The organism is Luteibacter sp. (assembly GCF_036500425.1).
In the GTDB taxonomy this organism is placed as follows: Bacteria; Pseudomonadota; Gammaproteobacteria; order Xanthomonadales; family Rhodanobacteraceae; genus Luteibacter.
This window is the reverse complement of the sequence record NZ_DASYCB010000060.1, coordinates 79,193-91,428: the sequence shown is the minus strand read 5'-3', so window position 1 is coordinate 91,428 and position 12,236 is coordinate 79,193. Positions and strand designations below refer to the sequence as shown.

Genomic DNA, 12,236 nt, shown 5'->3' with positions numbered 1-12,236 from the left:
CGCGGCAACCCCGATCGCGCACAAGCGCGCCCCTACAGTGTCCTTTCGTCGTGGATCAGAATCGCTCGAGCACGCCGGCGATGGTCGCCGTCATGAAGGTAGCGATGGAACCGCCGAGCACGGCGCGCAGGCCGAGGCGGGCGAGGTCCGCGCGACGGTTCGGGGCGAGGCCACCGATGCCGCCGATCTGGATGGCGATGGACGAGAAGTTGGCGAAACCACACAGCGCGTAGGTCGCGATCAGGCGGCTTTCCGGCATCAGGTCAGGCAGGTGCTTTGCGAGGTCGGCATAGGCAACGAACTCGTTGATGACGACCTTCTCGCCAATGAAGCTGCCGACCATGGTGGCATCGTGCCAGGGCACGCCGATCAGCCAGGCCACCGGGGCGAGTACCCAGCCGAAAATGGTCTCGAGGCTGAAGGTGACCGTGTGGCCGGCATTCGCGGTGAGATAGGCGTTGATGCTGTGGTCGCCGCCAAGCGTGCCGATCCACTGCACCGGGCCGTTGATGAGGGCGATGAGGGCGATGAAAGCGAGCAGCATGGCGCCGACGTTCAGGGCCAGTTTCAGGCCATCGCCGGCGCCGGTGGCGGCGGCATCGATGACGTTAGCGGTGGTCTTCTCGACTTCGATCTGCACCGTGCCGCGGGTCAGCGGCTCCTGGGTTTCCGGGACGAGGATCTTGGCCAACACCATGGTGGCCGGAGCCGCCATGACCGAAGCGGTGAGCAGGTGCTTCGCGTAGAACATGCGCGAGGCCGGGTCATCGCCACCCAGCATGGCCACGTAGGCAGCCATCACCGAGCCGGCGATATGCGCCATGCCGCCGATCATGACGGTCATGAGCTCGGCCTGGGTCATCCGCTCGAGGTACGGCTTGATGGTGAGCGGTGCTTCGGTCTGTCCGATGAACACACTCGCGCAAACGCTCGTGGTTTCCGCACCCGAGACGCGCATGACCTTGGTGATCACCCAGGCCATGCCCTTCACGATCTGCTGCATCACGCCGAGGTGGTACAGCACACCGGTGAGGGAGGCAAAGAAGATGATGGTGGGCAGCACCTTCACGGCGAAGATGACACCGAACTTGTTGGTATCGAGCAGGCTGCCAAAGATGAAGCGCGAACCCACTTCGACGTAGTCGAGCAGGCGCACGAAGCCGGTCGCGATCGCGTCGAACACATCGCGGCCCAGGGGCACCTTCAACACGATAGCGGCGAACGCGATCTGCAGGGTGATGCCGGTGGCGACGAGCTTCCAGTCGACCGAGCGCTTGTTATTGGAGAAGCAGAACGCGATGCCCACGAGCATCGCCAAACCGAACAGGCCAAACAGAACGTGGCCCAGCAGATCCAGCATCGTGACGTACCCCTTGGAAGCCCGGGGGTAGCCCCGTGACCGCTTAAAAAACGGGAGGTTACGGGACGGGGCGCCCCGGGGCAAGGCGCAGCGCGAAAAAGGCGTGAAGGCGGTGACCAGCACCGTTGTAGGAGCGCGCTTGCGCGCGATGGGGCTTGTCGCGGGGGGCATCGCGCGCAAGCGCGCTCCTACGACGGCGTGGGGTAGGTGAATCGGCCTCCCCCGAGGGTGCGCGCACGGGCGCACTGCTCCATAATCCAGCCATGTCGCATGTATTCCTGACCATTGCCGTCGTCCAGCTGGTAGCCCTTGTGACGCCCGGCCCCGACTTCTTCTTTGTCAGCCAGCTGGCGGCCAGCCGCTCGCGCCGCGAAGCCATCGCCGGTGTGGTCGGTATCGCCCTGGGCGTAGCGGTCTGGGCGGCCCTGGCCTTGCTGGGCCTGCAGCTGCTGCTGCACCGGCTGGCCTGGCTGGAACGGGGTATCGCCATCGCTGGCGGCGCTTACCTGTGCTGGATGGGCATCCAGATGCTCCGTGCCTCGTGGAAGGCTAAGCCGGATGCGGCCGTGCCCGTCGTCGATGTCCGCGACTCGAGCCCGGGCCGGGCCCTGGTGCGCGGCCTGCTGACCAACCTGGCGAATCCCAAAGCCGCTATTTATTTCGCATCGATCTTCTCGGCCTTCATCGGCGAGGGCGTGACCGCCGGTGCACGCTGGGGCCTGTGGGCCATGGTCACGGCGGAGACGTTCCTGTGGTTCGGGGTCGTGGCGGCCATTTTCGCGCTGCCCGCCATGCGCCGAGGCTACGTCCGCGCCAGCCGCTGGATCGATGGCGGGGCCGGGGCGATCTTCACCCTGTTCGGCCTGCACCTGATCCTGGGCCGCCGCGCGGTCTAGTCGCGGTCGAGGTTCTTGCTGACCTGGGCCAGGCTTTCCGCCAGGACCATCAAGTGCGGGGCGCCCACGCCTTCAAGCGCACTCCGGGCTACATCGGCGATGAGCGCGCGCACGCGCTCGGCCATGCGCTTGCCCGCCGGGGTAAGCCCGATATCGACCAGCCGGCGGTCGGCATCGTTGCGTGTGCGTTTCATCAGCCCACGCTCGATACCTGCATCCACCGCATGGGTGACGGTGCTCGCATTGACGCCGCAGGTGGTGGCCAGCTCCGTGGAGATCATGCTGCCGTGGGCAGCCAGCAGCAGGAGCATATCGCCCTGCAACGCCGTGATCCCGAACTCGCGCTGGGCGCGCCGGCCCACGGCATCGCGCAGGCGCGAACCGGCAAGCATCAGGTCCCGACCCAGGTGCAGGGTGGCGGCGGGTGTGCCGGGCTCGCCGCTCATCGGATTGCGATTTCCATGCTCATGGGTGGTGTTTCCTGCCGATGGTATGGCGGCCATCATACGCAGCCTGCGGGCAGAGGGAATTGACTGAAACCGGGTGGCTTTGCAAATTACTGGCCGCGTTTGTAATTTTTACTCGGACGCGCGGCGCCAGGCGCCCGGGGGCATGCCCACCAGGCGGGTGAACACCCGGGTGAAGTGGCTCTGTTCGGCGAAACCGCAGGCTAGTGCGATGTCCGCCAGCGGTAGCGGGGTCGTCTGCAGCAGTTCGCGAGCACGGTCGATCCGCCGGTCCAGCAGCCAGCGATGCGGCGGCTTGCCCAGGCTGCGCCGGAAAGCGCGTGAAAAATGGTTGACCGACAGCCCGCACACGTCGGCCACATCGGACACTGGGAAGCTCTGGTCCAGCCGCTGCTCCATGAAGGCGAGCGCCCGGCGCTCCTGCCAGTTGGCCAGGCCACCACGCACTGCGCCGGGGTCATCCCGAAGCGGGCCGGGGACGATCGCACGGAGCGCCATGGCTACATGGGCCATGAGCGGGGCGTTGGGCTCCTCGGTACGCAGCGTATCGAACAGCACCTGGGCCAGACTGCGCAACGCCGGCGGGTGAACGATGTCACCGGCATCCAGCGCCCGGCGGAACAGGATGGCACCAGCGCCCAGGTCGGCAGCGCCAACCGTGCGGTACACCAGCAAGAGGTCATCGTCCGCCCCATCGTCGGGGCCCAGCACAATTTCGGTCAGCGCGAGTCGATCACGCAATGCCTGCACATGGGTGCCCTCGGAGGGCCGTTCGAGCGCAGCCGAACGCTGCGCAAGATCGATCACCAGCGTCGGTGTTTGCGGGTATCTGACGGAGCAGGCTGTCTCGGCGCGGTACATGGCCGACCCCTCTCGGTATCGGATGAGGATCGAAGCATTGCGCACGCAAGGATCTGCGACTACCCCCTAAAGAGGTAGAGATGCCGTGAAAGATGCAATCGCTTGCATTTTGTCTCGGGACATTTCCCCGGGTGACCCGATCTAGCTGTTTTTCAGGGCTTCGAAGGCTCAGCCGGGTGCGGTGATCCGCGAGGTGTTCTTCAGCTCTTCGAGGATCTCGGGGCTGCGCACGTCGATATGGTCGAGGTTATCCACGTAAAACCTTACGAAGGCTTTTTCGGCATCTTTTGGCATCCACGGCCGGGCCCAGACGAACACGACGCAATAGCCGTCGTGCTCCGCGATCAGCTTGTCGAGACGCGCGCGCAGCAGCTTGCGCACGGGGTAGGCATCGATGTCTTTCGCGGTGAGCGTCAGCGTGGGCTTCAGCAGATCCTCGCCGTGGCGGAACGCGCGCGCGAATCGCAGGTAGTAGCCCCCATCTTTCGTGGCGCGCAACGATGCGGTGCCCCACCACACCGCGCGGGTCTGCAGGTGATCGGCCACCTTTTGCCGGTACACATTGCGGAACAGCGCTTCGTATGTCGTGGTCTCGCCGCCGATGGTGACGGGAGCCTCGCCAAGGTCGTGGTCACGCCGGTGCTCAAGGAACTTCTGCACCAGCGAGGAGAGCCGGTAGTAGTGGCTAGGGCGGGCTGGGGAAGGGCGGGTGTTGCCGCCACCGCCGGCTGGGGCGGCGCGACGCGCAACGCCCGTTGCGGTGGTCTTGCGGCTGAAGTGATCCGCGGGGCGCTCCGATTCAAAGACATCCGCACTTTTTTCAGCCCTCGGCTCGGCGTGGCCGTGTACGACCTCGCAACCCGGCGCATGGTCCTCAAGCCGATACGAGCGAAAGTACGGGCGGATGAGCAGGGTTTGCTCAGGCTTCTTCAGGCAGGCGCAGGTAAGACGTGCCTCGCAGCCGCGGCCTACGCAGGCGAAGTGGGGCTCCTCGCCGAGCAGTTCGGCCCAGTAGAGTTCATAAGCGCGCTCGGCGCTCAGGCGTTCGTCGCTACCGGGTAGCAGGGCTTCGTCGATGGACACGGATGCATGGCGCCTCGCAAGGTGCCCGCAGGATATCGCACCGTGCATCGCGCGCAAGCGCGCTCCTACAGGGGCTTGCGCAGATCCGTGGGGATATCGCGCGCAAGCGCGCTCCTACATGGCCTGCGCAGATCGGTTGTAGGAGCGCGCTTGCGCGCGATCACGCTGCCGAGACCTAAAACGCGCCGAAACCGTGTGGCGTTTCCAGACCCAGGTCCCGGCGGACGCCGCGCAGGAAATCGAGGACTTCGACGTAGCGACCCATCGCGACGAGTGTTTCAGCCGTGTAACGCTCAAGCGTGGCGATCGGCTCATCGCGGTACCACGCGATGCGCGCGGATTCATCCGGCTCAATGCGCGAGGCCTCGCGCAGGACTTGCCAGGTATGCGCCTTGGTCGCGGGTGCGAGGGTCGCGGAACGGATATCGATGACGGGGGCGTACGACATACGGGTAACCTCGACGTGGTGGCCGCCCGGGGTGGCGCCCACACATGGCTTAGACAGCAAACTGCCTACCTCGCCTGTCCTGACCCTTTCAGTGACGAGCGCATCCCTGACGAACGGGGGTCGTTCTGCTGGACGGTGGCTGGCGCGCCTGATGCCTGTGCCAGCGTAGGCATCGGGCGTGCTCATCGCTTGTGCCGGAAGACACGCCCCGGGAGGTCGGCTCAAGCTTCCTGCCACTGCGACCGACGCCAGTGGCTAGGGCTATGGCCCACGAGCCGGCGGAACAGATTGCACAGGTGGGCCTGGTCGGAAAGGCCGCAGGCCAGGGCAATCTGGCTCAGCGGTTCGCGGGTCTGCAGCATGAGCTGCTGGGCCCGCTCTACACGCTTGCGCATGATGAACGCATGCGGCGGCTCGCCGAAGGTGTCTTTGAATGCGCGGCAGAAGTAGCTGCTCGATAGCCCGGCCAGGGTGGACAGGTGGTCGATGGTGATAGCGAAGCCAAGGTTCTCATCGACATGGGCCGCGACGCGGCGCGCTTGCCATGGGGCCAGGCCGGCACCGACGCGGCGGCGCGGCATGACCGGCGCAGCCTGCGAAGGGGTGTCGACCCGCTCCAGCATGGCGGCAACGCGGGCCACGCAGGCGCGTGTGGTGGCCAGGTCGGTTTCCACCGCCGTGAGCGCCTGCTCGAGCAGGCGGGCGACGGTCGGCTCGTCTGCACGAGCGGTCACGTCAAAGGTGTTGAGGGCGTGCAACGCATCGGCGGCGGGACCGGGCGTGGCATAGGCGTTGGATTCGTAGCGCATGGTCTGGCTCCACGGAGGGGGCGGGGACATGGGCACGGCGCCCATGGTGTCAGCCTATGCGCGATACGGAGGTAACTGAATTCTACGTTGGGCTCTGGAGGCCCATACCTAAGGATGATTTGGACCTTTGACACCTTTCTTGTAACGGTCGTGCCGTAACGGTCAAAAACCATCACCGGCGTGCAAGACTGCCATGACGGGTTTAGACACGATTCTGGCCGAATCTGTACACGACTGCCCCAGCGCGAGCCACTGATGCCAGCAACGACACTTTTCAGCCACGCGCCTGCCGGGACCTTGATCGGTCCACGCCGCGCCGCGTCCGGCTGGCTGTCGGCCGCAGGTACATTGCTTGCCGTGGCCGTATTCATCGTGGATACCTTCACCGCCCTGCAGGGCGCGGTCGCCGTCGTTTACCTGGTGGTGGTCCTGCTTGTCGCCGCTACCGGCAGCCGTGCCGCCATCCTGGGTGCCGTCGCCGGTTGCAGCCTGCTCACCCTTGCATCGTACCTGCGTGGTCACGGCTGGCCGGAACCCGATGCCGCGCTATTGCGTTGTGTCGTCAGCCTGGCCGCGATCGTCGTCACCGGGGTCCTCTCGCTGCGTGCCCGCGAACGCATGGCTACGATCATCCGCCAGGCCAGCCTGATCAACCTCACCCACGATTCGATCTACGTGCGCGACACCGATGACGTGATCGTGGAGTGGAACGGTGGTGCCGAGGCGCTGTATGGCTGGACCGCCCGCGAGGCGGTTGGCCGCCGCGCCAGCGAGTTGCTGGCAACCGCTTTCGCTGGCTACCGTGCCGACATGGATGCCCAGTTGTTTTCCGAAGGCCGCTGGGAAGGCGAACTGATCCAGCAACATCGGGATGGCCGTATCGTGCTCGTCGAGGCGCGCTGTGCCCTGCTGCGCGATGCCGCTGGCCGCGCGCAGCTGATCCTCGAAGCCGGCACCGATATCACGGCACGCAGGGCGGCCGATGCGGCATTGGCCGAAAGCGAGCGCCGCTATCGCGCCATCTTCGAAAGCGCGCGCTTCTCATTCTGGGAAGAGGATTACACGCTGGTCATGGAGCGCATCGCCGTGCTGCGCCAGCAGGGCGTGGTCGACCTGGCCGCTTACCTGGCAAGGCACCCTGCCTTCGTCCGTGACGCGTGTTCGCTGACCATGGTTACCGATGTGAATGCAGCCACGGTACGCCTGCTCGGTGCGCAGCGCCGCGAAGACCTGCTCGGACCGCTCGATCGCTTCCTCCCCGGTAGCGATCGCACCTTCGCTCAGGTGCTGTTGACCGTGTTCGAGGGCTCGGGCACGGCAGAGGGCGAGACCCACCTGGTGAACCTGAAGGGCGAGCGGCTCAACGTCCTCTTCGCGATCAGCATGCCGCTAGGCGCATCACGCTACGACCGGGTACTCGTGAGCGTCGTCGATATCACCGACCGCAAGCGCGCCGAGCACGCATTGATGGCAATGCAGGCCGAACTGGCGCAGGCCGCGCGCGTTACCGCGCTGGGCGAAATGAGCGCGACGATCGCGCACGAAGTGAACCAGCCGCTCGCCGCCATCGTCACGCAGGGCGAGGCAGCCTTACGTTGGCTGCGCCGCGACCAGCCGGATTTTGCCGAGGCCTGCGATGGCATCGAGCGCCTTGTGCGTGATGCACGTCGCGCGAGCGAAGTCGTCAACCGCGTGCGCAGCCTCGCCAGCAAGGAGCCGCGTCAACACGTGCGCTTTGACCTGCGTGCGCTCGCCGACGAGTGCGCACGGCTGCTTGATGGCGAGATGGCTCGCCATCGGGTCGGCCTGACCATCGATATGGAACGTGAAGCGCCGCTGCCGCGCGGCGACCGCGTCCAGTTGCAGCAAGTGGTGATGAACCTGATGGGCAATGCGATCCGCGCGATGGGCAGCGTGCCGGGACGCAGGGAGCTGACCCTGCGGTCGCGGCAAGGGGCGTGCGGTAGCCTGCTGGTCGAAGTGGAGGACACGGGGACGGGCATTCCCGACGATATCGCCGCCAGTCTCTTCGATGCGTTTGTGACGAGCCGGGGCGGTGGCATGGGCATGGGGCTTGCCATCTGCCGCTCGACCGTGGAATCTCACGGCGGGCGCCTCTGGGCGACCAATCGCCCTGAGGGGGGAGCGACCTTCCATTTCACGCTGCCGGTCACGGTGGTCGAGGAGGCCCGTGCATGAATCGTCCGATGCCCGCCGTTGTCCAGGCGCCGATCGTCTGTGTCGTCGATGACGACCAGGCCGTGCGCGAGGCATTGGGCTCGCTGTTTCGCTCGGTCGGCCTGAGCGTGGCCACCTTTGGCAGCGCGGCGGATTTCCTGGCCCGCGATAACGCCGAGGCGCCGGGCTGCCTGGTGCTGGATGTGCGCCTGCCTGGGGTCAGCGGGCTGGATTTCCAGGCGCAGCTTTCGGGCATGGATAACCGCCTTCCGATCGTCTTCATGACCGGCCACGGCGATATCCCGATGTCGGTGCGGGCGATGAAGGCCGGTGCCCTCGATTTCCTGGCGAAGCCCTTCCGTGACCAGGACATGCTCGATGCCGTATCCATGGCGATCGATCGCGACGCGGCCAGCCGCCGCGATGCCGATGCCCTGTCCGCCGTGCGCACCTCGTATGCCTCGCTCACGCCGCGCGAGCGCGAGGTGATGCGCCACGTGACGGCCGGCCTGATGAATAAGCAGGTGGGTGCGCTGCTCGGGCTTTCCGAGATCACCGTGAAAATCCACCGCGGTAACGTGATGCGCAAGATGGGCGTGCGTTCGCTGGCCGACCTGGTGCGCCATGCCGAGGCGCTGGGCGACCAGGCCTGAACGGCGGGCCCACCGTAAACCTCCGTATGATTCCCAACCCGGGGGTTGGAGCGCACTGTAGGTCCACACCGCTCAGGCGCGTGACGAGGATCACAGGTTTGGCCGCGAACAGGATTGTGGCGATCGTTGACGACGACGACGCGGTGCGCCAGGCCACCGTGAGTCTCGTCCGTTCGCTGGGACACGACGCACGGGGGTTCGCCTCCGCCGAAGATTTTCTCCGCCCAGGTAGCGATGAGGGCGTGGATTGCCTTGTCACCGATGTGCACATGCCGGGCATGGATGGGACTGACCTGCAGCGCCGTTTGCTTGCACGCGGGCGCACCTACCCGATTGTTTTCGTCTCCGGCTTCCAGGACGAGACGGTACGCGATAGCGTCATGGCAGCGGGCGCGTTCTGTTACCTGGGCAAGCCGTTTGCCGGGGATGCGCTGGTGACCTGCCTCGAGCGTGCGCTTTCGATCCGGTAGCGTCGTTTTCATCGGGGTCTGATACGCTCCGGCCCCATGATCCTAAGCCTGTTCCTCATTCTCCTTCTCCTGGCCGTGCTGTTCGGCTGGCGCCGTCGCCGGCGTTCGGCCGGCACCTTCGCCGTCCTCGCTTGCGCCTGGCTGTTTGGCGTGGGCTGTGGGCCGGTGGCAGGCTTGCTGCTGGATAACCTGCAATCGGGCTTCGCGCCGGATGTCTCGGGCTGGGGACAGCGCAACGTGATCATCCTGCTTGGCGCCGGTACGGTGCGCAGCAGTAACGGTGGCGTAGAGCCGAGCTTGTATGCCAACGGACGGATCCTGCGCTCCGTGGAGCTCTACCGCGCATGCAAGGCGACGCAAGCCGATTGCAAGCTCGAAGTCAGTGGCGGCGATGCGGCCCATAACGGTCACGCCGAAGCGGATACGTACGCGATCACGCTGGATCGCCTTGGCGTGCCGCGCGGCGACATGATCCTCGAATCGCGCAGCATGAATACGTTCCAGAATGCGCAAAACAGCAAGCCGCTGCTCGATGCTTACCACGCTGACAAGGTCGTGCTGGTCTCATCCGCGGTCCACCTGAAGCGCGCGGTGCTGTACTTCGCGCACTTTGGCATCCGCGGCGAAGCGGTGCGCGGCGATTACGTGCGTGCCCGTTACGACTGGCTTCCGGGCACCGAAAACCTGTTCTTCGCGGATTTCGCGCTGCACGAATACGTGGGCGTGTGGCGTTACCACTTCTATAACCTCATGGGCTGGAACGTGCCCCGGGTTCCTGAAGAAAACGTGACCACGCAGACACATAGCTAACATTTGGCCCTTTATGCTGGCGCACCGTCCAGCCACGGACCGACCCCAAGGAGATGCCCGTGAAGTCTCGTTACATCCTTACCGCGCTGCTGGCCACCGCCTCGATCGCCCCTGGCGCCTTTGCCCAGCAGGCCGCACCGGCCCAGCCAGCACCCGCGGCCAACCCGGCCTCGCAGATCCCGGCATCCGATCGCGCCGCGATCCAGAACTACAACCTCAGTGATGATGTGTTCAATCGCCTCGTTGCCGTCTCGCAGGATGCGAAGAAGCAGGGCATCAAGCCCAAGGAAGCACAGACCGATTTCTCGAAGATTCACTCGCTCGATGATCTGGCCAAGACGGTCACCGATTCCGATCCGCGTATCGGGCCGCTGATCCAGAAGCACGGCTTCACCCCGCGTGACTTCATGCTCGCGAACCTGGCCATGACCAACGCCGCGATCGCCTCGGAAGCGAAGAACAATCCGCAGATGGCGCAATACGTCGACCAATCCAAGGTGAACCAGAAGAACGTCGCGTTCTATGAGTCGCACAAGGACAAGATCAACAGCCTGATGAGCGAAGACGACACCGCAAAGTAACCGGCCGCCTGTAGGAGCGCGCTTGCGCGCGATGGGGGCCCGCCGCATCATCGATCGCGCGCAAGCGCGCTCCTACAAAAAGCGGAAGGCCCCGGTCGTGAGACCGGGGCCTTTGTTTATCTCATCACGTAACGATCAGTTCGTGCCATGCAGCGCATGCTTCAGATCGCGCATCTGGTCGTGCCCGCTCTTCACCGATACATACGACTCGTTGATCAGCGAACGGGTGCCCGCAGTGACGTCGGTATCCTTCAACGCATCCTCGTACTTTGCCTTGATGTGGTCTTCGCCACGTTCGACTTCGTCAACAATCGCGGTGTCATCCTTCGAACTCATCTTGGCGCGCAGCTCGACGAACATGCGGTGCGCTTTCGCGAGCACCGTGCCATCGTCCTCGGGGTTGCCGCCCAGCGAACGGACCTGCTGCTGCAGGCGCTGCGCGACCTGGCGGCGCTCCGACGCGCGCTGCTGGAAGGCGGCGGCATAGCGCGTGCTGCTCGCATCCTTGGCGGCCTCACCGTAGCCCTCAGCGCTATCGATCGTCGTCTCGATCAGGTTGTTGAGGATCTTGATGTCGTGTTCGGTCGTTGCAGTCATGGCGCAGCTCCTTGGTGGGGAGGGCCAGCATCGCGTTTGCAGGCGAGTGCATTTCGTGAACGTAACGTCGGGCGCTCGATGACAAAAACCGTTCGTTCATGCTCGCGGCATGCATACTGCGTCGTCACGTTTCGTTGCAAGGAGATAGCACCCATGGCATCCAATCGTCGCGCCCTGGTCACCGGGGCATCCGCCGGGATCGGTGAAGCTTTTGCGCGGGAGCTCGCACGCCGTGGCTTCGACCTGGTGTTAACCGCGAGACGCGCTGACCGTCTAGAAGCCCTCGCGACCGAATTGCGCGAGCGCCATGCCATCGAGGCGGTCGTCGCACCGCTGGATCTCGCCAGGCCCGATGCGGCGGAAGCGTTGGTAGGCGCGCTGGACGAGCAGGGCCTGCACATCGACCTGCTGGTGAACAATGCCGGCTACGGCCTCACCGGCTACCTCGACGAACAGCCCTGGGCCGCGCACGCAGCCTTTATCCAGGTGCTCATGACCGCGCCTACCGAGCTGGTCTGGCGGTTGCTGCCCGGGATGAAGGCACGAGGCTATGGCCGGATCATCAATGTCGCTTCACTGGCCGGCCACGTGCCCGGCTCGGCCGGACACACTCTGTACGCCGCTTCCAAGGCCTATCTGATCAAGTTCTCGCAGTCGCTGGCGCTCGAAACCAAGGGCACCGGTGTGCATGTCACCGCCCTGTGCCCCGGTTTTACCTATTCGGAATTCCATGACGTCAATGGCGCCCGCTCGCTGGTCTCAAAGATGCCGGGATTCATGTGGATGGATGCGGCGACCGTGGCCCGCCAGGGCGTCGACGCCGTGGACGCGGGTACGCCCGTCTACATCAACGGGCGGGTAAACCGCTTCATCAAGGGGCTTTTCAAGCTATTGCCGGATCGGGTGGGCCTGGCCCTGACCGAGCGCCAGGGCCGCCGGTTCCGGGTGCACGGGGAGGTGACACCGGGTCGCCAGGGCTGACCATGACCTCTGGCATACGCCCGGCGCGATGCCGGGGGATAG

Annotated in this window: 14 protein-coding genes; 7 read left to right on the top strand and 7 right to left on the bottom strand. The window is 65.2% G+C overall.

Features of this window, described 5'->3' with window-relative positions; all coding sequences use genetic code 11:
• Window positions 1-55: 55 nt before the first annotated feature.
• Window positions 56-1,360, bottom strand: coding sequence for a NupC/NupG family nucleoside CNT transporter (locus tag VGN46_RS15690; protein WP_331644854.1), 1,305 nt, complete (start codon window positions 1,358-1,360; stop codon window positions 56-58).
• Window positions 1,361-1,623: 263 nt separating this feature from the next.
• Here VGN46_RS15690 and rhtC point away from each other — a divergent pair, with 263 nt between their 5' ends.
• Window positions 1,624-2,256, top strand: a complete 633-nt coding sequence (gene rhtC, locus VGN46_RS15685) for a threonine export protein RhtC (protein ID WP_331644852.1) — start codon at window positions 1,624-1,626, stop codon at window positions 2,254-2,256.
• Here rhtC and VGN46_RS15680 read toward each other — a convergent pair.
• From VGN46_RS15680 to VGN46_RS15660, 5 genes are all read right to left on the bottom strand, one after another.
• Complete coding sequence (locus tag VGN46_RS15680) at window positions 2,253-2,702, bottom strand: MarR family winged helix-turn-helix transcriptional regulator (RefSeq protein ID WP_331644848.1); 450 nt, start codon at window positions 2,700-2,702, stop codon at window positions 2,253-2,255. The two genes, rhtC and VGN46_RS15680, sit on opposite strands and share 4 nt — an antisense overlap.
• Before the next feature lie 132 nt (window positions 2,703-2,834).
• Window positions 2,835-3,584: an AraC family transcriptional regulator gene (locus VGN46_RS15675; RefSeq protein ID WP_331644846.1), complete on the bottom strand. Its 750-nt coding sequence runs from the start codon at window positions 3,582-3,584 to the stop codon at window positions 2,835-2,837.
• Window positions 3,585-3,752: 168 nt separating this feature from the next.
• Window positions 3,753-4,667: a hypothetical protein gene (locus tag VGN46_RS15670; RefSeq protein WP_331644844.1), complete on the bottom strand. Its 915-nt coding sequence runs from the start codon at window positions 4,665-4,667 to the stop codon at window positions 3,753-3,755.
• A 175-nt stretch (window positions 4,668-4,842) separates the two neighbouring features.
• Complete coding sequence (locus tag VGN46_RS15665) at window positions 4,843-5,115, bottom strand: hypothetical protein (RefSeq protein ID WP_331644842.1); 273 nt, start codon at window positions 5,113-5,115, stop codon at window positions 4,843-4,845.
• A gap of 221 nt (window positions 5,116-5,336) precedes the next feature.
• Window positions 5,337-5,924 (bottom strand): AraC family transcriptional regulator, encoded by a 588-nt coding sequence (locus tag VGN46_RS15660; protein ID WP_331644840.1) that lies wholly within the window; start codon window positions 5,922-5,924, stop codon window positions 5,337-5,339.
• Between the two features lie 255 nt (window positions 5,925-6,179).
• On the opposite strand from VGN46_RS15660, the gene VGN46_RS15655 reads away from it, so the two are divergent.
• The 5 genes from VGN46_RS15655 to VGN46_RS15635 all read left to right on the top strand — a co-directional run bounded on the left by VGN46_RS15655 (window position 6,180) and on the right by VGN46_RS15635 (window position 10,616).
• On the top strand, window positions 6,180-8,123 hold the full coding sequence (locus tag VGN46_RS15655) for a PAS domain-containing sensor histidine kinase (RefSeq protein ID WP_331644838.1): 1,944 nt from the start codon (window positions 6,180-6,182) through the stop codon (window positions 8,121-8,123).
• Window positions 8,120-8,755 carry a response regulator transcription factor gene (locus VGN46_RS15650; RefSeq protein WP_331644836.1) on the top strand — a complete coding sequence of 212 codons (636 nt, stop codon included), beginning with the start codon at window positions 8,120-8,122 and terminating at the stop codon, window positions 8,753-8,755. Before VGN46_RS15655 ends, VGN46_RS15650 begins: the two co-directional genes overlap by 4 nt.
• Before the next feature lie 116 nt (window positions 8,756-8,871).
• Window positions 8,872-9,225 (top strand): response regulator transcription factor, encoded by a 354-nt coding sequence (locus VGN46_RS15645; RefSeq protein WP_331644834.1) that lies wholly within the window; start codon window positions 8,872-8,874, stop codon window positions 9,223-9,225.
• Between the two features lie 36 nt (window positions 9,226-9,261).
• Window positions 9,262-10,035 carry a YdcF family protein gene (locus tag VGN46_RS15640; RefSeq protein WP_331644832.1) on the top strand — a complete coding sequence of 258 codons (774 nt, stop codon included), beginning with the start codon at window positions 9,262-9,264 and terminating at the stop codon, window positions 10,033-10,035.
• Between the two features lie 59 nt (window positions 10,036-10,094).
• Entirely contained in the window at window positions 10,095-10,616 is a 522-nt protein-coding gene (locus VGN46_RS15635; RefSeq protein ID WP_331644830.1) for a hypothetical protein, read from the top strand.
• A gap of 135 nt (window positions 10,617-10,751) precedes the next feature.
• Here the strand turns inward: VGN46_RS15635 and VGN46_RS15630 are convergent, their stop codons facing one another.
• Window positions 10,752-11,213 (bottom strand): PA2169 family four-helix-bundle protein, encoded by a 462-nt coding sequence (locus VGN46_RS15630; RefSeq protein WP_331644828.1) that lies wholly within the window; start codon window positions 11,211-11,213, stop codon window positions 10,752-10,754.
• 153 nt (window positions 11,214-11,366) lie between these two features.
• Between VGN46_RS15630 and VGN46_RS15625 the strand changes: the two genes are divergently transcribed.
• Complete coding sequence (locus VGN46_RS15625) at window positions 11,367-12,194, top strand: SDR family oxidoreductase (protein ID WP_331644826.1); 828 nt, start codon at window positions 11,367-11,369, stop codon at window positions 12,192-12,194.
• The last annotated feature ends 42 nt before the right edge of the window (window positions 12,195-12,236 follow it).

Excerpts from the sequence above, each read along its gene's own strand:
- VGN46_RS15625 (WP_331644826.1), top strand. The coding sequence starts at position 11,367 with ATGGCATCCAATCGTCGCGCCCTGGTCACCGGGGCATCCGCCGGGATC.
- VGN46_RS15665 (WP_331644842.1), bottom strand. The coding sequence starts at position 5,115 with ATGTCGTACGCCCCCGTCATCGATATCCGTTCCGCGACCCTCGCACCC.
- VGN46_RS15680 (WP_331644848.1), bottom strand. The coding sequence starts at position 2,702 with ATGAGCGGCGAGCCCGGCACACCCGCCGCCACCCTGCACCTGGGTCGG.
- VGN46_RS15690 (WP_331644854.1), bottom strand. The coding sequence starts at position 1,360 with ATGCTGGATCTGCTGGGCCACGTTCTGTTTGGCCTGTTCGGTTTGGCG.
- VGN46_RS15650 (WP_331644836.1), top strand. The coding sequence starts at position 8,120 with ATGAATCGTCCGATGCCCGCCGTTGTCCAGGCGCCGATCGTCTGTGTC.
- VGN46_RS15630 (WP_331644828.1), bottom strand. The coding sequence starts at position 11,213 with ATGACTGCAACGACCGAACACGACATCAAGATCCTCAACAACCTGATC.
- rhtC (WP_331644852.1), top strand. The coding sequence starts at position 1,624 with ATGTCGCATGTATTCCTGACCATTGCCGTCGTCCAGCTGGTAGCCCTT.
- VGN46_RS15655 (WP_331644838.1), top strand. The coding sequence starts at position 6,180 with ATGCCAGCAACGACACTTTTCAGCCACGCGCCTGCCGGGACCTTGATC.
- VGN46_RS15660 (WP_331644840.1), bottom strand. The coding sequence starts at position 5,924 with ATGCGCTACGAATCCAACGCCTATGCCACGCCCGGTCCCGCCGCCGAT.
- VGN46_RS15675 (WP_331644846.1), bottom strand. The coding sequence starts at position 3,584 with ATGTACCGCGCCGAGACAGCCTGCTCCGTCAGATACCCGCAAACACCG.
- VGN46_RS15640 (WP_331644832.1), top strand. The coding sequence starts at position 9,262 with ATGATCCTAAGCCTGTTCCTCATTCTCCTTCTCCTGGCCGTGCTGTTC.